Genomic DNA, 18,347 nt, shown 5'->3' with positions numbered 1-18,347 from the left:
CGTTCCCGGTGGCCCGGCGGGCCCCGATTCGCGGGCTAGGCTGGGCCGGGTGAGCGCCCGTCTCCCGTACCCCCGCACCGCCCGGGTCCGCGCGGCCCTGGCGACGTCCGGTGTCGCGCTGCTGCTGACCGGGTGCAGTCTAGGCCCGCCGGATCCCGATCCGGCCGGTGAACCACCCAACCTGCCGACCCCGTCGGCGTCGGCGAACACCCCCGAGCAGCAGGTGGTGGCCACGGTGCTGGCCAAGGGGTTGCGGGTGCCGTGGGGGATGGCGTTCCTGCCCGACGGGGCGGCGCTGGTCACCGAACGGGACAGCGGCCGGATCCTCAAGGTCGGGCCGGAGTCGGGGCCGCAGGGGTTGACCGTCACCCCGGCGCAGACCGTGCCGGGGGTGGCCGCGTCCGGCGAGGCGGGGCTGCTCGGCATCGCCGTCTCCCCGGCGTACGCGCAGGACCGGTCGGTGTTCGTCTACTACACCACCGAGCAGGACAACCGGGTGGCGCGGTTGACGCTGGGTGGCGCACCCACGCCGATCCTGACCGGCATCCCGAAGGCCGGCAACCACAACGGCGGTGGGCTCGCCTTCGGCCCGGACGGGCAGCTCTACGTCAGCACCGGCGACGCCGGTGACCGGGCCGCCGCGCAGGACCGGGCCACCCTGGCCGGCAAGATCCTGCGGATCACCCCGGACGGCAAGCCGGCCCCGGGCAACCCGTTCCCCGGCTCGCCGGTCTGGTCGCTGGGGCACCGCAACGTGCAGGGACTGGCCTGGGACGCGGGCAAGCGGATGTACGCCACCGAGTTCGGACAGAACACCTGGGACGAGATCAACCGGATCGACAAGGGCGCCAACTACGGCTGGCCGACGGTGGAGGGTCAGGCGGGTGACGGCAGGTTCGTCGACCCGATCGTGCAGTGGGGCACCGACGAGGCGTCCTGCTCGGGGCTGGCCGCGACGGGCCGGCTGTTGGCCGCCGCCTGCCTGCGCGGCGAGCGGCTCTGGCTGGTGGAGTTGACCGACACGGGCACCGTGCTGGGCGCACCCCGGGAACTGCTCACCGGGAAGTACGGTCGGCTGCGGGCGGTCGCCGCCGCCCCGGACGGTTCGCTCTGGGTCTCCACCTCCAACCACGACGGGCGGGGCCAGCCGGTGCCGGAGGACGACCGGCTGCTGCGGTTGGTCTTCGCCGACGGTGGTGCCGGCCGGAGCTGACGACACGCCGACGGTCGGACAGCAGGGCAGGTACCGGGCGGATCGGCTGCCCGTCCGCCAGGTTTGCCAAGATCTTTCAGTGGGCAGGTCAGAATCTCAGCATGGACGGTCAGGAGAACGAGCAGCGCGGGCCCGGGGACGACGACACCCCCGCCCGGCGTGAGCGGCGCTGGTCGCCCCGGTGGCCCACCGGCCGGTCAAGGGGGACGCGCCGGGCCGGCGTGGTGCTGGCGGTGCTGCTGGTCGCGCTGACCGGAACGGTCATCGGGGTGTTCGCCGGTGGTCGGGTCAGCACCGACATCGGCCCGTTCCGCGCCGACCTGACCCTCGCGCCGGCCGTGCGGGGCGGCACCACCGTCGACATCCCCCCGCTGGGGGCGCTACAGCTCGACAGCCACCAGGGTCCGACCCACCTGACGGTGGGCCTGGGGGCGCTGGACCAGCGTAAGACCGAGGCGTTGATCGACGACCCGGCCAGCATCAGCCGGGCCAGCCAGTCGGCGGTGACGGACGTCCGTAACGGGGTGCTGCGGCTCGGTCTGCGTACCCTCGGCGCGGCGGTGCTGGTCACCCTGATCCTGGCGGCTCTGGTCTTCCGGGACACCCGGCGGACCGCCTGGGCCGGTGGGGTGGCCCTGGTGGTCACCGTCGGCAGCCTCGGGCTCGCGGCGGGCACCCTGCGCCCGCAGGCCATCGAGGAGCCACGGTACGAGGGGCTGCTGGTCAACGCCCCGGCGATCGTCGGTGACGCCCGGCGGATCGCCAACGACTACAGCCGTTACGCCGAGCAGTTGCAACGGTTGGTCGGCAACGTCAGCCAGCTCTACACCACGGTCTCGGCCCTGCCGGTGTACGAGCCGGCACCGGGCACCACCCGGGTGCTGCACGTCTCCGACATGCACCTCAACCCGACCGGCTGGCAGTTGATCCGCACCGTGGTCGAGCAGTTCGGCATCGACGTGGTGATCGATACCGGTGACCTGACCGACTGGGGCAGCGAACCCGAGGCGTCGTACGTCGGGTCGATCGGCCTGCTCAAGAAGCCGTACGTCTACATCCGGGGCAACCACGACTCACCCAGGACGGCGGCGGCGGTGGCCCGGCAACCCAACGCGGTGGTGTTGAACAACTCGACCACCACCGTCGCCGGGCTGACCATCGCCGGCATCGGGGACCCCCGGTTCACCCCGGACAAGGAGACCTCGCCGGCCGGCAGCGGCCTCACCGCCCAGGTCGCCGACCAGGTCATCGGGGCCGGCGAGACGCTCGCCGGCACGATCCGCAGCTCGCCGCGACCGGTGAACATCGCCCTGGTGCACGATCCGGCGTCGGCCGGGCCGCTCTCCGGCACCTGCCCCCTGGTGCTGGCCGGGCACACCCACGCCCGCCAGATGTCGAAGTTGCCGCAGGTGAACGGCCAGCAGCCGACCCAGCTGATGGTGGAGGGCTCCACCGGCGGTGCCGGCCTACGCGGGCTGGAGGGCGAGAAGCCGACCCCGCTGTCGATGTCGGTGCTCTACTTCGACCAGCAGAAGCTGCTCCAGGCCTACGACGACATCACGGTCGGCGGCACCGGGCAGGCCCAGGTGAACCTGGAACGTCACGTGATCCGCGATCCGGCGAAGGGCGCCGACGTCCCGGTCACCCCGACCCCGACCCGGGGCGCGTCGGAGTCGGCGTCCCCCTCCGGGAGCGCCCCGACCCCCACCTCGCCGGCCCCCACCCCGACCAGCTGACCCCCGACAGGCAGACCGCCGACACACCGTGGTCAGGCAGGCGGCTGGGGCAGGCGGCTGGGGCAGGAGCCGGCAGCCGGGGCACGGGCCGGCGGCCGGGGCAGGCGGCGGCGCACAGCCGACGTCCGCCAGGCGACCGGCGCCCAGCCGACGTCAGCGGGTGGACCGCCGCCACGCCACCGCCGCTGCCGGCGCATTGCCGATGGCTGCACGCCCACCGCCAGGGCCTCTGATGCGCGAACGCCCCACCCACCACCTCCACCAATGTCACCAAGCGTCACCTCCAGGCCGCACCCACCTATGCACACCCGCATCCTTTGCTCTGCTGCCCTCACCGCGACAGTTACCTTCCGTCAGGAAGCTGCCAATCGTCCCCAGTCGCAGTGTTCTGCATTCTCCCTGCTCAAAGCCGTGTCGCCTCTATGGCAGCAGAGCAAAGGATGCAGACCCACATCACGAGGACCGCCAGGAAGAACACTCAGAGTGACCTCGTGCGGCACCAACCACAACAATTACAGAAGGTAATCAGACAGGTGGCCTGCCGCGCTGAGGGGTGGGTTTCCCGAACCGGAGATGGCCCGGGCCACGCGAGGCACCATCGCGGCACCCGCTGACCCGTCAGCGTAGGGACAGGGCGGCCAGGGCGGCGTTGACGATGCTGCCGGGGAGCAGGTCGTGCAGCTCGTACAGCTCGCGGACGCTGCCGGACTGGCCGAACTCGTCCACCCCGAGCGGCACCGCCGGCACACCCAGCGCCGAGCCGAGCCAGGCCATCGCGTGCGAGGCCGCGTCGTGCACGGTCACCAGGGGGGTACGGTCCCCGAAGGCGGCCCGCAACGCGCCCGGCACGCTCGGCACGGTCGCCGTACGCACGCCCTGGCGCAGGGTGCGCTGCCACGCCCGGTAGAGGCGGTCCAGGCTCGTCACGTCGACCACGTGCGCGGCGATGCCCTCGTCGGCCAGTTCGGCGGCGGCGGCCAGCACCTCCGGCAGCACCGCCCCCGAGGCGGCCAGGGTCACCACCGGCGCGTCGGCCAGCTGCGGGTACGCCTGGTGCGCGTCCACCAGCCGGTACGCCCCGGCGACCACCTGCCGGCGCAGCACCGCGTCGCCGAGGCGGACCCGGGCCGCCTCGAACGGTGTCTGGTCCAGCGGGCGGGTGCTCAACCGGAAGTAGTACGCCCCGTCCTCGGCCGGCGCGGCGGTAGCGGCCGGCGCAGCGCCCTGCGCGATCTGCCCGAACGCGTCACAGAGCAACCAGTCGAGGCTGGTCGCGTACGCCGGTTCGCAGAAGGTGACCCCGGGCAGTTCCAGGCCGACGGAGGCGGTGATGGTCGACTGGTGGGCGCCACCCTCCGGGGCCAGCGTGACGCCCGACGGGGTGCCGGCCACCACGAACCGGGAACCCGAGTAGGTGCCGTAGAGGAACGCGTCCAGCCCGCGCAGCACGAACGGGTCGTAGACGGTGCCGACCGGCAGCAGCGGCTGCCCGGACAGGTCCCAGGACAGGCCGAGCTGACCCAGCAGCAGGAACAGGTTCATCTCGGAGATGCCCAGTTCGATGTGCTGCCCGGCGGGGCTCTCCGTCCAGCGCAGCATCCGGTCCTGCGACCAGGACCGCCGCTCCGTCGGGGCGAACACCCCGGTCCGGTTGATGAACCCGGCCAGGTTGGTGGAGGTCGCCACGTCCGGCGCGGTGGTGACCAGGTAGGGCGCGACCTGGGGGTCCCGGGCCAGCTCCACCAGCACCCGCCCGAACGCCTCCTGGGTGGAGATCGGCTTCTGCGTGCGTACCCCGGTGGACTCCGGGACGGTGACCCCCAGCGAGCGGTGGCGGGGCGCGCGGGCCAGCGCCTCACGGCGCGCGCCGGCCCGGATGCCGGCCGGACTCGCCGGGTCGAGCCGGTCCCACTCGGTCGCGGTGGTCAGGCCGTGCGCCGCCCGCAACACGTCGACCTGCCCGGTGGACAGCAACGCCGAATGGTTGCGCGGATTACCGGCGAGCGGCAACCCCCACCCCTTGACGGTGTACGCGAAGACGACGCTGGGCCGGTCGGTGACCGCGTCGCACTGCGCGTACGCGTCGAGCATCGCCGCCAGGTCGTGCCCGCCCAGGTCGGTGACGAGCGGGGCCAGCTCCTCGTCGGTCAGATCGGCGATGAACCCGGCGATACCGTCGGGCGCCCCGTCCAGGAACTGCTGCCGCAGCGCCGGCCCGGCCAACCCGAACAGCGACTGGTACTGCTCGTTGGGCATCCGGTCGATCCAGTCGCGCAGCGCCGCCCCACCCGGCCGGGCGTACGCCTGCGCCAGCCGGCGGCCGTACTTGACCTCGACGACGTGCCAACCGGCGGCCTCGAACTGCCCCCGCCACTGGTCGATCCGGATGCCGGGCACCACCCGGTCCAGCGACTGCCGGTTGAAGTCGACAAGCCACATCACGTTGCCGAGGCCGGTGGTGGCCGGGTCGGCGACCGCCTCCCAGATGTTGCCCTCGTCCAGCTCGGCGTCGCCGATCAACGCGACGAACCGGGAGTGCGGGCGGGCCCCGAAGTGGGCGTCGACGTAGCGGCGGGTCACCGCAGCGAACAGTGGGGCCGCCGCGCCCAACCCGACCGAACCGGTGGAGAAGTCCACCTCGTCCGGGTCCTTCGTCCGCGACGGGTACGACTGCAACCCGCCCCGCGCCCGCAGCTGCGTCAGGTACGACCGGTCCAGGTTGCCGAGCAGGTATTGAATCGCGTGGAACACCGGGGAGGCGTGCGGCTTGACCGCCACCCGGTCCTCGGCGTCCAGGTGGGCGAACCACAGCGCGGTCATCGCGGTGACCAGGGAGGCGCTCGACGCCTGGTGCCCACCGACCTTCACCCCGTCGCCGGTGTCCCGGTCGTGGTTGGCCGCGTCCACGATCCGGGTGGCGAGCCACAGCACCCGCCGCTGGATCTCGTCGAGGACGTCGAGGTCGTGCTCGTTCACGGCAACTCCATCCGGGCGTCGCCGTTGACGCCCTCGGTGGGGGGTCGCGCGGGTCGCGCGCGTACCCCGGGGGAAGGGGTGAGGGCCACCGTCGGGTCACGACGGCGGCCCTCGCCGGTCGCGGGCGGGAAGCCTCGGCTCCGGCCCGCTCGGGTCAGCCCTGGACGCCGAGGCGCTCCAGGATCAGGTCACGGAGGGTCTTGGCGTCGGCCTGGCCACGGGTGGCCTTCATCACCGCGCCGACCAGCGCACCGGCGGCGGCGACCTTGCCGCTGCGGATCTTGTCGGCGATGGCCGGGTTGGCGGCGATCGCCTCGTCCACGGCGGCGGTGAGCGCGCCGGTGTCGGAGACCACCTCCAGACCCCGGTTGGTCATGATCTCGGTGGGCGAACCCTCGCCGTCGACCACGCCCTCCAGCACCGTCCGGGCCAGCTTGTCGTTGAGCTTGCCCGCGTCGACCAGGCCCTGCAGCTCGGCGACCTGCGCCGGGGTGGCCCCGATGTCGGCCAGCTCCACACCCGTCTCGTTGGCCCGGCGGGACAGCTCACCCAGCCACCACTTGCGGGCCGCCGCCGGGGTGGTGCCGGCCGCCACGGTCGCCTCGATCAGCTCGACCGCACCGGCGTTGAGCACCGACTGCATGTCGAGGTCGGACAGGCCCCACTGCTCCTGGAGCCGGCGACGGTGCAGCCGGGGCAGCTCCGGCAGGGCCGCCTTCAGCTCGGCCACCCAGGCGGTGTCCGGGGCGAGCGGCACCAGATCCGGCTCCGGGAAGTAGCGGTAGTCGGTGGCGGTCTCCTTGGACCGGCCCGGCGTGGTGTCCCCGGTGTCCTCGTGGAAGTGCCGGGTCTCCTGGGTGATCCGGCCGCCCGCGTCCAGCACGGACGCCTGCCGCAGGATCTCCGAACGGACCGCCCGCTCCACCGACCGCAACGAGTTGACGTTCTTGGTCTCGGTGCGGGTGCCCCACTCCTCGCCCGGCAGGTTGAGGGAGGTGTTGACGTCGCAGCGCAGCGACCCCTCCTCCATCCGCACGTCGGAGACCCCCAGCGAACGCAGCACGTCGCGCAGCTCCGTCACGTACGCCTTGGCGACCTCGGGGGCGAGCGCACCGGTGCCGGGGACCGGCTTGGTGACGATCTCCACCAGCGGGATGCCGGCCCGGTTGTAGTCGACGAGCGACTCGGTCGCCCCGTGGATGCGGCCGGTGGCCCCACCGACGTGCAGCGTCTTGCCGGTGTCCTCCTCCAGGTGCACCCGCTCGATGCCGATCCGCACCAGCTCGCCGTTCACCTCGACGTCCAGGTAGCCGTCGGAGCACAGCGGCTCGTCGTACTGGCTGATCTGGAAGTCCTTCGGCATGTCCGGGTAGAAGTAGTTCTTCCGGGCGAACCGGCACCATTGCGCGATGGAGCAGTTCAGCGCCAGGCCGATCCGGATGGTCGCCTCGATGGCCGCCTTGTTGGCCACCGGCAACGAACCGGGCAGGCCCAGGCACACCGGGCAGACCCGGGTGTTGGGCTCCCCACCGAAGTCGGTCGGGCAACCGCAGAACATCTTGGTGTTCGTGCCCAGCTCGACGTGGGTCTCCAGGCCGATCACCGGCTCGTAACGCGCAACGACCTCGTCGTACGCGGGCAGTGTCGTCGTCATCTGAACTCCAGCCTCACAGTGCCGGTGGGGTGAACGTGCCGACCACGGACTCCAGCGCGGCGGCGACCCGGTACATCCGGTCGTCGGCCATCGTCGGGGCCATCACCTGCAGACCGACGGGCAGCCCCTCGGACAGGCCGCACGGCACCGAGATGCCCGGCCCGCCGTACAGGTTCGTCGGGATGGTGAACAGGTCCGCCAGGTACATCTGGTACGGGTCGGCGGTGCGCGCCCCGATCGGGAACGCCACGAACGGCGTGGTGGGCGAGATCAGCGCGTCGACCTGCTCGAACGCCGAGGTGAAGTCCCGGGTGATCAGGGTACGGACCTTCTGCGCCTGCCCGTAGTAGGCGTCGTAGTAGCCCGACGACAGCGCGTACGTGCCGACCATGATCCGCCGCTTGACCTCGGCGCCGAACCCGGCCTCCCGGGTCAGCGACATGACCTCCTCCAGCGACCGGTTGCCGTCGTCACCGACCCGCAACCCGAACCGGACCCCGTCGAACCGGGCCAGGTTGGAGGAGCACTCGCTCGGCGCGATCAGGTAGTACGCCGGCAGCGCGTACCGGAAGTGCGGGCAGGACACCTCGACGATCTCGGCGCCCAGCTTGGCCAGGGTGTCCACCGACTCGCGGAACGCGGCCATCACGCCCGGCTCCGCGCCCTCACCGGTGAACTCCTTGACGATGCCGAGCTTCACCCCGGTCAGGTCGCCCGTCGCACCGAGCTTCGCGGCGGCGACCACGTCCGGCACCGGCTGCGGGATGGAGGTGGAGTCGCGCGGGTCGTGCCCGCCGATGACCTGGTGCAGCAGGGCCGCGTCGAGCACCGTACGGGCACACGGGCCCGGGGTGTCCAGCGAGGAGGAGAACGCGACGAGGCCGTACCGGGAGGTGCCGCCGTAGGTGGGCTTCGCGCCGACGGTGCCGGTGACCGCGCCGGGCTGGCGGATCGAGCCACCCGTGTCGGAGCCGATGGCCAGCGGGGCCTCGTACGCGGCCAGCGCGGCGGCGCTGCCCCCGCCGGAGCCGCCCGGGATCCGGTCGGTGTCCCACGGGTTGTGCGTCGGGCCGTACGCCGAGTATTCGGTGGAGGAACCCATCGCGAACTCGTCCATGTTGGTCTTGCCGAGCATCACCGTGCCGGCCGCGCGCAGCCGCTGCACGATCGTCGCGTCGTACGGCGGACGCCAGCCTTCCAGGATCTTGGAGCCGACGGTGGTCGGTACGCCCTTCGTGGTGAGCACGTCCTTCACCGCCACCGGCACCCCGGCCAGCGGTCCGAGCTGCTCACCGGCGGCCCGCCGCTCGTCGACCGCGCGGGCGGCGGCCAGCGCCCCCTCGGTGTCGACGTGCAGGAACGCGTGCACCCGGTCGTCGACGGCGGCGATCCGGTCCAGGTGGGCCCGGGTCACCTCGACCGCGGAGGTCTCCCCCGAGGCCACCAGGCCGGCCAGGTCGGTCGCGGTCATTCTGGTCAGGTCGGTCATGCCGTCGCCTCGCTCCGCTCACCGGCGCCCCGGACACCCGGCGCACTGTGCTCGATGGTTCGCTCGCCCCGCCCGCTCACCGGATCACACCCGGTGTCACGTTCACACCCGCTCACGACGCCACGTCCTCGTCCAGGATGCGCGGGACGCGGAACCGCTGCTCGGCGACGTCGGGGGCACCCGACAGCGCCTCCTGCGGGGTCAACCCGGGCACCACCACGTCGTCGCGGAGCACGTTGGTCAGCGGCACCGAGTGGGAGGTCGGCGGGATGTCCGCCGCCGTGACCTCGCCGACCTGCGCGACCGACTGGAGGATCACGTCCAGTTGGCCGGCGAAGGTGTCCAGCTCCTCCTCGGTGACGGCGAGCCGCGACAGTCGCGCGAGGTGCGCGACCTCCTCGCGGGAGATGGCGGCCATCGGTGCCCCCTTCGTGGCTGTGCTGCTGCGTCTCGGTGTGCCGGCCGCGCCGTCGACGGGATTGACGCGCGGTGACCGGAGCGAGTCTATTGTCCTGCGCTCACCCCGACACCTCCGACTCCCCCTGCGTCCGGGCCGCCGGCCGGTCCGGGGGCCGCCCGCCCACCCCCGTGGATGTGCCGGCGACCGTCAGCGGGCGTGCCGGCGGGGGATCTCGGCGTCCGGGCTGGGGACGGGGCTCAGCGGGCGGTAGCGGGCCAGCCAGGCGGTCAACTCGTCGGCGGGCATCGGGCGGGCGTAGAACCAGCCCTGCGCGGCGTCGCAACCGGCCGCGTGCAGCAGCCGCCAGGTCCGTTCGTCCTCGACCCCCTCGGCGACCACCCGCAGGCCGAGCGCACCGGCCAGCTCGATCGTCGACTTGACGATCGCCGCGTCGTCGGCGTCCTCGGCCATCCCCAGCACGAACGACCGGTCCACCTTCACCTCGGACAGCGGCAGCCGGCGCAGGTGCTGCAACGACGAGTAGCCGGTGCCGAAGTCGTCCAGCGAGATGGCGACCCCCAGCTGGTGCAGCCGGGTGATGGTGGCCAGCACCCGTCGGGGGTCGGCCATCAGCGCCCCCTCGGTGATCTCCAGCTGCAGCCGTTCCGGGCGTACCCCGGCACCGGCGAGCCGGTCGGCGATCCGGTCGACGATCTCCCCGGTGTGCAGGTCCCGCACGCTGACGTTGACCGCCGCCCGCAGGGTGATCCCGGCCGCCGACCACGTCGCGAGCTGCGCCACCACGTCGTCGATCACCCGGTAGGTGAGCAGGCGCATCACGGCGCTCTGCTCGGCGACCCGGATCAGCTCCTCCGGGTCGACCATCCCCCGGCGCGGGTGCCGCCAACGCAGCAACGCCTCCACCCCGACCACCTCGCCGGTGGCGATGGCGACCTGCGGTTGGTAGTACATGGTGATCTCGCCGACCTCCGCCGGGCCGGCCGGAGGCGCGACGTCCTGCGCCGCCGGGGTCGGCACGGCCGGCCGGTGCTCCGGGACCCCACCGTGACGGCGGACCGGGTCGGCACCGGTGAGGATCCGGTTCAACAACTCGTCGGGGTGCACCGGTGTGGGCCGCTGCCGTCGGCGCGGCAGCCACCACCGGCCCGGTCCGCCGACGCGGGGGGCCGGGCCACCGGCGGGTCCGTCGACGGGGGCCAGCCGGGACGGCAGTGTCGCGCCGTCACCGCCGCGCACGGCCCGCCCGCCCGTCGGCCCCGCCTCCAGTACGCGCCGCAGGTCGGCCAGGAGCGCCAACCGCTCGGCGGAGTTGTGGTCGGACTCGGCCGCGTACATGGCGACGGTGTCGTTGCGGTGCTTCGCGTCGTACATGGCGACGTCGGCGTGGCGCATCAGGGTGGCGTAGTCCTCGCCGTGGTCGGGGAAGAGCGCGATGCCGATCGAACCGCCGACGTCCAGTGGCAGCCCGTCCAGCGACACCGGTTCGGCCAACGCGGCGACCACCCGGTCCGCCAACTCCCGGGCCTCGGCCACCCCGTCGAGCCCACCGGCCACGATCGCGAACTCGTCCCCGCCCAGCCGGGCCAGCAGGTCGCGCTCCCCGATCACCTCGGCGAGCCGGGCACCCACCTCGACCAGCAGCCGGTCACCGACCGCGTGGCCGAGCGCGTCGTTGACGTTCTTGAACCGGTCCAGGTCGATGAGCAGGAGCGCCACCTGTGCGCCGCGGTCCCCCCGGGCGACCCGCTCGGCATGCCGGTGCACCTGCTCGGCCACCTCGGCGAGCAGCGCCTTGCGGTTGGGCAGGCCGGTGAGCGGGTCGAGGGCGGCGAGCTGGACCTGTTCGTCGGAGAGGTGCGCCATCCGGTAGACCGCGAACAGGGGCACCAGCACCAGCGGGATCAGCGCGGCGTTGGCCCGCGCTGCGGTGACCAGGACCGGGGCGAGCAGCAGCAGCGAACCGGTGGAGAGCAGTTCGAAGGGCAGCCCCTGCCGGGCGGCCGGCCACCACCGGCCACCGAAGCGCAGCCGCAACGCGGTGCTGACCAGCCCGTAGTTGACGACGAACCAGGTGACGGTCGCACCCCCGGCGGTGAGGACGTCGGTCCAGCCCACCCGGTCGTCGTCGAACAGCCCGCCCGGTCCGAGCCGGAGCACCAGGTGGGCGGCGGTGAGCGCGCAGGCGTACTGGGCGGCGTTGAAGGTGGTCCGCCAGGGGGCGTGGCCCAGCCGTACGCCGGAGACGGCGACCGCGACGGCCTGCACCAGCACCGCCGGCCCGAGCCCCCAGCCGAGCAGGATGGCGAAGGTGAAACAGGTGGACGGGAAGACCGCTGAGGTCTGCCGGCGTCCCGAGGGGATGAAGGGTCGGGCGTCGCAGCCGACCGCGAGCACCGCCATCGTCCAGAACGCCACCGGGAGCTGGTCCAGCCGGCCGACGAGGTCGATCAGCGGCCCGACGCAGGCCAGCACGGCCAGGCCGATCACCCCGACGACGAGGCCCAGGAACGGCCCCTCCTGCCCGCCCGGGAACGAGTTGCGGGGGTCGGCGGTCTCCATCGCACCTCCCGGGCACGCCCCATCAGGGTGTACGCCGGTCGCACACCTGCCACCATGAAACGCCCTGGGTGCCGGTGGACCCGTACGACAGCCACGAATCGGTCGTAGTCGTGACTAAGTTGGTATACGACCCCAAGATTCACCTATGGGCGGAGCAGGACGGGCGGACGGTCAGGTCAGCGGCCGGACGCTCAGCTCTCCTCGACCCGGGCCACCTCGCGGGCCGCCTCCGGGCCGGCGTCGAGCAGCACCCGGAAGCCGTCCTCGTCGAGCACCGGCACCTTCAACCCGGCCGCCTTGTCGGCCTTGGACCCGGGGTTGTCGCCGACCACCACGAAGCCGGTCTTCTTGGAGACCGAACCGGTGACCTTGCCGCCCCGGCTCTGGATCGCCTCGGCCGCCTGGTCCCGGCTGAACCCGGCGAGCGTGCCGGTCACCACCACGGTGATCCCCTCCAGCGGGCGCGGCCCCTCGTCGACCGCCTCCTCGGCCATCCGGACCCCGGCCTCGGCCCACTTGCGGACCACGTCGCGGTGCCAGTCGACGGCGAACCACTCCTTGATGCTGGCGGCGATGGTCGGACCGACCCCGTCGACCGAGGACAGTTCCTCCTCGGCAGCCGCCTCGATCGCCGCCACCGAACGGAAATGCCGGGCCAGGGCCTGCGCGGCGGTGGGCCCGACGTGCCGGATGGAGAGCGCCACCAGCACCCGCCACAGGTCGCGTTCCCGGGCCACGGCGAGGTTGTCGAGCAGCTTGGTCGCGTTGGTGCCGAGACTGCCGTCCTTGTTGACGAAGAACGGCGAGCGGGCGAGCTGCGCGGCGTCGAGGGCGAACAGGTCACCCTCGTCGCCGATGATCTCGGCGTCGAGCAGCGCGGCGGCGCCCTTGTAGCCGAGCACCTCGATGTCGAAGCCGCCCCGCCCGGCGAGGTGGAAGACCCGTTCCCGCAGCTGCGCCGGGCAGCTGCGGGTGTTGGGGCAGCGGATGTCGACGTCGCTCTCCTTGGCCGGGGCGAGCGGCGTGTTACAGGACGGACAGTGGGTGGGCATGACGAACGGGCGGGCGTCGGCGGGTCGCAGCTCGATGACCGGGCCGAGCACCTCGGGGATCACGTCGCCGGCCTTGCGCAGCACCACCGTGTCGCCGATCAGCACCCCCTTGCGTTCGACCTCGCGGGCGTTGTGCAGGGTGGCCTGGGCGACCGTCGAACCGGCCACGTGCACCGGCTCCAGCACCGCGTACGGGGTGATCCGGCCGGTCCGCCCGACGCCGACCTCGATGTCGAGCAGCGTGGTGTTGACCTCCTCCGGCGGATACTTGAAGGCGATCGCCCACCGGGGCGCCCGGCTGGTCGAGCCGAGCCGACCCTGGATGGGCACCGGGTCGACCTTGACGACCACCCCGTCGATCTCGTGCTCGACGTCGTGCCGGTGCTCGGCGTAGTGGGCGATGTATTCCGCCACGCCGGCCAGGTCGGGCACCACCCGCCAGCGGTCACTGGTCGGCAGCCCCCACGCCTTCAGCGCCGCATACGACTCGGACTGGGTGGCCGGCCGGAAGCCGGTGCGGGCGCCGGTGCCGTGCACCACCAGCCGCAGCGGCCGGGACGCGGTGATCCGGGGATCCTTCTGGCGCAGGCTGCCGGCGGCGGCGTTTCGCGGGTTGGCGAACGGCGCCTTGCCCTGCTCGACCAGGCTGGCGTTGAGGTCGGCGAACCCGGCGACCGGGAAGTAGATCTCGCCCCGCACCTCCAGCAGCTCCGGAACGTCGGGGAACTCGTCGGACGGGGTGAGCCGGGCCGGCACGCTGCGGATGCTGCGCACGTTGGCGGTGACGTCCTCACCGGTGCGCCCGTCGCCCCGGGTGGCGGCGCGGACCAGCCGACCCTTCTCGTAGGTCAGGTTGATGGCCAGGCCGTCGACCTTCAGCTCGCACAGGTAGGGCACCGGGCCACCGGCGTCCCGCTCGACCCGCTCGGCCCAGGCGGCCAGCTCCTCGTCGGCGAAGGCGTTGTCCAGCGACAGCATCCGCTCGGCGTGGGTGACCGGGGTGAAATCGGTGGAGAAGGTGCCGCCGACCCGCTGTGTCGGCGAGTCGGGGGTACGCAGTGCCGGGTACTCCGCCTCCAACGCCTCCAGCTCGCGCAACTGCCTGTCGAACTCGGCGTCGGTGATGGTCGGCGCATCGAGGACGTAGTAGCGGTACTGGTGTTCGGTCAGCTCCTGACCCAACGTGGCGTGCCGCTCCCGGGCCTCGGGGGTGGGCTCACCGCCGGCCGCCGCCTCCTGGGCCGCGCTGACCTGCTGGGGAATCTCTTCTTCCGACACCCTGTCGCCTCCGGACACCGTGCGAACCTCCCCCGTGATCACGCTACTGGAGCACGGTAACCGGCCGGTGGGACATTCCCCCTGCCTGCCCCACCCCGCCCGACGGGCGACCGGCCCCGGGGCGTGCGACGATCGCCGCACGTCGGCGGCGCGGTGGCCGCCCGGAGGAAGGCGGGGTACCGATGCCGGAGTGGTTGCTGTGGGGGCTGCTGATCGTCCTGGCGGTCGCCGCCGGCTGGGCCTGGAACGAGTGGCGACGCCGGGGCGGGCGACCGTCGAGTGGCGACGGGCGCACCCGACCGGAGCGGGGCACCCCGCCCCGGGACCGGGCCCGACCGACCGCGCCACCGCGTCCCCGCACCCCCACCGGCACGCCCCGTCCGGGTGACATCTGGTGGGCGGACGTGCCGTTCCACGACGGCACCGGCTCGAAGGTACGCCCCTGCCTGGTGGTACGCGCCGACGACCGGGGCATCGAGGTCCTCAAGATCACCAGTCAGGACAAGAGCGACCGGGACGACCACGTGTCGATCCCGACCCGGGACTGGGACCCGGACGCCGAACACGACAGCTGGCTGGATCTGGCCGAGCCGATGCGTATCCCCGCCGACGCCTTCTCCCGCCGGGCCGGTAGCTGCGACCCGGCCCTGTGGCGGCGGGTGAAGCGACTGCACGGGCGACGCAGCCCGGCCTGAGCACCGCACCACCCCCGGCGCTCCCGTCGTGGTGACCGACACCGCGACGGCGCGGCATCCGGCCGGCCGGGCGGCATCCAGCCGGCCGGGCAGGTGGGCGGTCGGCCGGGCAGGTGGGCGGTCGGCCGGGCAGGTGGGCGGTCGGGCATCCGGCCCGGCGGTCGGGCGGGCATCCGGCCCGGCGGTCGGCATCCCGGCCCGGCGGTCGGGCGGGCATCCGGCCCGGCGGTCGGCATCCCGGCCCGGCGGTCGGGCATCCGGCCCGGCGGTCGGGCATCCGGCCCGGCGGTCGGGCATCCGGCCCGGCGGTCGGGCATCCGGCCCGGCGGTCGGGCATCCGGCCCGGCGGTCGGGCATCCGGCCCGGCGGTCGGGCATCCGGCCCGGCGGTCGGGCATCCGGCCCGGCGGTCGGGCATCCGGCCCGGCGGTCGGGCATCCGGCCCGGCGGTCGGGCATCCGGCCCGGCGGTCGGGCATCCGGCCCGGCGGTCGGGCATCCGGCCCGGCGGTCGGGCATCCGGCCCGGCGGTCGGGCATCCGGCCCGGCGGTCGGGCATCCGGCCCGGCGGTCGGGCATCCGGCCCGGCGGTCGGGCATCCGGCCCGGCGGTCGGGCATCCGGCCCGGCGGTCGGGCATCCGGCCCGGCGGTCGGGCATCCGGCCCGGCGGTCGGGCATCCGGCCCGGCGGTCGGGCGGGCGGGTTGGCGGCATCTGGCCGGGCGGGCGGGTCAGTCCCAGGCCGCGCCGAGGGTGGCGAGCTGGTCGGCGTACTCGATGCGGGTGGACCAGGCAGGCGGCCAGCCGGACAGCCCGTAGGCCGCGCCGAGGAACGCGCCGGCCAACGCGGCGATCGAATCCGAGTCACCCGCAGTGGTCGCGCCCCGGCCGAGCGCGGCCACCGGGTCGTCGGGGTGCCACCGGACGCAGAGCAGCGCGGTGGCGAGCGCCTCCTCGGCGATCCAGCCCTCGCCCGTGTACCGGCACGGGTCTCCCCCGTCGTCCGGTCGGCGCAGCGCGGCGTCGAGCCGCTCCAGCGCCGACCGGCACTCGTCCCAGCCGGTGGCGATGAACTCCGCCGGGGAGTCCGCCCCGCACCGCCGCCACAGGTCACCCAACCAGTCGTCGCGGTACGTGTGGCGCTGGTCGCGGGCCCGGTCGGTCAGCAGGCCGGGCAGCTCCGTCAGCGCCGCGCCGTCGCACAGCACCCGCACCGCGTACGCGGTCAGCTCACTGGCGGCCAGGCCGGTGGGGTGGCCGTGGGTGAGGCCGGCCTGGAGCTGGGACAGCCCGGCGAGGGTGTCCAGGTCGATGTCGAGCAGGCCGACCGGGGTGACCCGCATGTTCGCGCCGCACCCCTTGGAGTCGACCACCGTCGCCTGCTGCCAGGGCAGCCCCCGACCCAGCTCGCCGCAGGCCCGCAGGCAGGTCATCCCCGGTGCCCGGTTGTTCTCCGGGCTGGCGGCCCAGTCCAGGAAGCGCCGACGCAGCAACGGTTCGACGGCCTCCGGGGTGTACCCGGGTGCGTCGTGCAGGGCCCACGCCACCGCGAGCGCCATCTGGGTGTCGTCGGTGACCAGCACCGGATCGCCGACCAGTTCCCGTGGCCCCGCCGGGCCGTACCGGCGGTGGATCTCGGGCACGGACAGGAACTCGGTCGGCTTGCCGAGCGCATCGCCGTAGGCGAGCCCGAACAGCGAACCGGAGGCGCGACGGAGCGAGGAGTCGATCACGACCCGATCATGCCCCGCCCAGGCCACCCCGGCACCCCGGACGCCGCCGGCCGGGCAGCGCCACGGCGGCACCCGCCGCTGCCCGTCCGGCGGCGGAAGGCATCAGTCCCAGCAGAGGCAGAACGGGTGGCCCACCGGGTCGGCGTACACCCGGAAACCCTCCCCCTCGCCGGGCAGCCGCCGGGCGCCCAGGGCGAGCGCCGCCTTCTCGGCCACCTCGATGTCGTCGACCGTGACGTCGAGGTGGACCTGCTGCGGACGCGCCGGATCAGGCCAGGCCGGGGGAATCAGGTCGGTTGCCTGTTGGAAGGCGAGCCGGGGCTGCTGCCCGAGCGGACCGCCCAGCACGACCCACTCGTTGCCGTCGGAGTCCGCCTCGACCAGGGGCAGACCGAGCAGCTCGGCGTAGAAACCGGCCAGGGCCCGCGGATCGGGACAGTCGATGGCGACGGTACGCAGTTTTCCAATCATGACCGTCATCCTGCCCACCCGGTACGACGGAAAACCCTCACTCCTCGTGCAGCCGGCGGGCGGCGTCCCGGCAGGCGGTGAGCACCGCGCGGGCGTACTCCGGGCCGGCTCCGGCGAGACCGCAGGCCGGGGTGACCACCACCTGCTCGGCGAGCTGACGGCGCGGAAAGCCGAGGCGGTCCCAGAGTCCGCGTACCCGATCGGCGAGCTGGGCCGACGTCGGCGCGCGGCCGGCCGACGGCGGCTGCGTCGGCGCCACCCCGGCCAGCAGGCCGAGACCGGCGTCGATCGCCTCGCCCAACGGGTCCAGGTCGGTGAGCAGGGCGAGGTCCAGCGCCACCCCGACCGCCCCGGCGGTGCGCAGCAGCTCCAACGGCACGTCCGGGGCGCAGCAGTGCACCACCGTCGGCACCCCGGCCGCCTTGATCACCTCGCTCAGCAGGGAACGGGCGACGGTGGTGTCGACCGGCCGGTAGGTGCCCAGACCGCTCTCGGTGCGGACCCGGCCGGCGAGCGCCGCCGGCAGCGACGGCTCGTCGAGTTGGAGCAGCACCGAGGCCCGGGGCAGCCGGCGGGCCACCGCCTCGACGTGCAGCCGCAGCCCCTCCGCCAGGGACGCGGTCAGCTCCCGCACCGCACCCGGGTCGCGCAGCAGCCGCCCGCCGATCGGCAACTCCACCGCCGTGGCCAGGGTGAACGGTCCCGCCGCCTGCACCTTCACCGGCCCGGCGTACGCCTCGGCCTGCTCGGCGAGCTGGTCGAGGTCACGTTCCAGCAGGTCCCGGGATCGGCGCAGGTCCCGACCGGGGCGGGGGGCGATCCGCCAACGGGCGGCGTACAGCTCCACCGGCAATTCCACGAGCAACCCGCCGGTACGCCCGATCAGGTCGGCGCCCGGCCCCCGGGCGGGCAACTCGGGCAGGTGCGGTAGGGCGGGCAGTTCACCGATGACGATCCGTTGCGCCTCGGCGATGTCGGTGCCGGGCAGCGAACCGATGCCGGTCGCCGCGCCCGCCGGCCAGGGCCAGAGCTGCTGTCGAGTCACCGCCGAAGGGTAACCGGCCCCCGCCGA

Annotated in this window: 12 protein-coding genes; 3 read left to right on the top strand and 9 right to left on the bottom strand. The window is 73.6% G+C overall.

From position 1 onward, the window contains the following. Nucleotides 1-49: 49 nt before the first annotated feature. Both ACQP2H_RS06390 and ACQP2H_RS06385 read left to right on the top strand, forming a co-directional pair. Nucleotides 50-1,213 carry a PQQ-dependent sugar dehydrogenase gene (locus tag ACQP2H_RS06390; protein WP_357534678.1) on the top strand — a complete coding sequence of 388 codons (1,164 nt, stop codon included), beginning with the start codon at nt 50-52 and terminating at the stop codon, nt 1,211-1,213. A gap of 101 nt (nt 1,214-1,314) precedes the next feature. Beyond that, complete coding sequence (locus tag ACQP2H_RS06385) at nt 1,315-2,949, top strand: metallophosphoesterase (RefSeq protein ID WP_219468032.1); 1,635 nt, start codon at nt 1,315-1,317, stop codon at nt 2,947-2,949. Between the two features lie 618 nt (nt 2,950-3,567). Here the strand turns inward: ACQP2H_RS06385 and ACQP2H_RS06380 are convergent. The 6 genes from ACQP2H_RS06380 to ligA all read right to left on the bottom strand — a co-directional run bounded on the left by ACQP2H_RS06380 (nt 3,568) and on the right by ligA (nt 14,378). Further along, nucleotides 3,568-5,925 (bottom strand): transketolase-like TK C-terminal-containing protein, encoded by a 2,358-nt coding sequence (locus ACQP2H_RS06380; protein WP_219468029.1) that lies wholly within the window; start codon nt 5,923-5,925, stop codon nt 3,568-3,570. 154 nt (nt 5,926-6,079) lie between these two features. Next, nucleotides 6,080-7,579 carry an Asp-tRNA(Asn)/Glu-tRNA(Gln) amidotransferase subunit GatB gene (gene gatB, locus ACQP2H_RS06375; protein WP_219468026.1) on the bottom strand — a complete coding sequence of 500 codons (1,500 nt, stop codon included), beginning with the start codon at nt 7,577-7,579 and terminating at the stop codon, nt 6,080-6,082. Between the two features lie 13 nt (nt 7,580-7,592). Further along, a complete protein-coding gene (gene gatA, locus ACQP2H_RS06370; protein WP_357534682.1) occupies nt 7,593-9,068 on the bottom strand; it encodes an Asp-tRNA(Asn)/Glu-tRNA(Gln) amidotransferase subunit GatA in 1,476 nt (491 codons plus the stop codon). Nucleotides 9,069-9,180: 112 nt separating this feature from the next. Further along, on the bottom strand, nt 9,181-9,486 hold the full coding sequence (gatC, locus tag ACQP2H_RS06365) for an Asp-tRNA(Asn)/Glu-tRNA(Gln) amidotransferase subunit GatC (protein ID WP_088641698.1): 306 nt from the start codon (nt 9,484-9,486) through the stop codon (nt 9,181-9,183). 189 nt (nt 9,487-9,675) lie between these two features. Beyond that, on the bottom strand, nt 9,676-12,048 hold the full coding sequence (locus tag ACQP2H_RS06360; RefSeq protein ID WP_219468024.1) for a putative bifunctional diguanylate cyclase/phosphodiesterase: 2,373 nt from the start codon (nt 12,046-12,048) through the stop codon (nt 9,676-9,678). A 191-nt stretch (nt 12,049-12,239) separates the two neighbouring features. After that, on the bottom strand, nt 12,240-14,378 hold the full coding sequence (gene ligA / locus ACQP2H_RS06355; RefSeq protein ID WP_219468020.1) for an NAD-dependent DNA ligase LigA: 2,139 nt from the start codon (nt 14,376-14,378) through the stop codon (nt 12,240-12,242). Nucleotides 14,379-14,560: 182 nt separating this feature from the next. Between ligA and ACQP2H_RS06350 the strand changes: the two genes are divergently transcribed. Beyond that, nucleotides 14,561-15,073 (top strand): type II toxin-antitoxin system PemK/MazF family toxin, encoded by a 513-nt coding sequence (locus tag ACQP2H_RS06350; RefSeq protein WP_219468016.1) that lies wholly within the window; start codon nt 14,561-14,563, stop codon nt 15,071-15,073. Nucleotides 15,074-15,802: 729 nt separating this feature from the next. Here the strand turns inward: ACQP2H_RS06350 and ACQP2H_RS06345 are convergent. From ACQP2H_RS06345 to ACQP2H_RS06335, 3 genes are all read right to left on the bottom strand, one after another. Further along, nucleotides 15,803-16,804, bottom strand: coding sequence for an ADP-ribosylglycohydrolase family protein (locus ACQP2H_RS06345; protein WP_219468013.1), 1,002 nt, complete (start codon nt 16,802-16,804; stop codon nt 15,803-15,805). 102 nt (nt 16,805-16,906) lie between these two features. After that, entirely contained in the window at nt 16,907-17,275 is a 369-nt protein-coding gene (locus ACQP2H_RS06340; protein WP_208567309.1) for a VOC family protein, read from the bottom strand. Between the two features lie 37 nt (nt 17,276-17,312). Continuing rightward, complete coding sequence (locus ACQP2H_RS06335; protein WP_219468009.1) at nt 17,313-18,320, bottom strand: methionine synthase; 1,008 nt, start codon at nt 18,318-18,320, stop codon at nt 17,313-17,315. Between the last annotated feature and the right edge of the window lie 27 nt (nt 18,321-18,347).

The sequence above is a fragment of the Micromonospora sp. CA-248260 genome (genome assembly GCF_050942205.1).
Taxonomy (GTDB): domain Bacteria; phylum Actinomycetota; class Actinomycetes; order Mycobacteriales; family Micromonosporaceae; genus Micromonospora; species Micromonospora antibiotica.
Note: the sequence above shows the minus strand (reverse complement) of the source record. Positions and strands in the feature narration are given on the sequence as shown.

What these genes read in the sequence shown, in the direction of transcription:
- ACQP2H_RS06360 (WP_219468024.1), bottom strand. Translation starts at nt 12,048, where the DNA reads ATGGAGACCGCCGACCCCCGCAACTCGTTCCCGGGCGGGCAGGAGGGG.
- ACQP2H_RS06340 (WP_208567309.1), bottom strand. Translation starts at nt 17,275, where the DNA reads ATGATTGGAAAACTGCGTACCGTCGCCATCGACTGTCCCGATCCGCGG.
- gatA (WP_357534682.1), bottom strand. Translation starts at nt 9,068, where the DNA reads ATGACCGACCTGACCAGAATGACCGCGACCGACCTGGCCGGCCTGGTG.
- ACQP2H_RS06350 (WP_219468016.1), top strand. Translation starts at nt 14,561, where the DNA reads ATGCCGGAGTGGTTGCTGTGGGGGCTGCTGATCGTCCTGGCGGTCGCC.
- gatB (WP_219468026.1), bottom strand. Translation starts at nt 7,579, where the DNA reads ATGACGACGACACTGCCCGCGTACGACGAGGTCGTTGCGCGTTACGAG.
- ACQP2H_RS06385 (WP_219468032.1), top strand. Translation starts at nt 1,315, where the DNA reads ATGGACGGTCAGGAGAACGAGCAGCGCGGGCCCGGGGACGACGACACC.
- gatC (WP_088641698.1), bottom strand. Translation starts at nt 9,486, where the DNA reads ATGGCCGCCATCTCCCGCGAGGAGGTCGCGCACCTCGCGCGACTGTCG.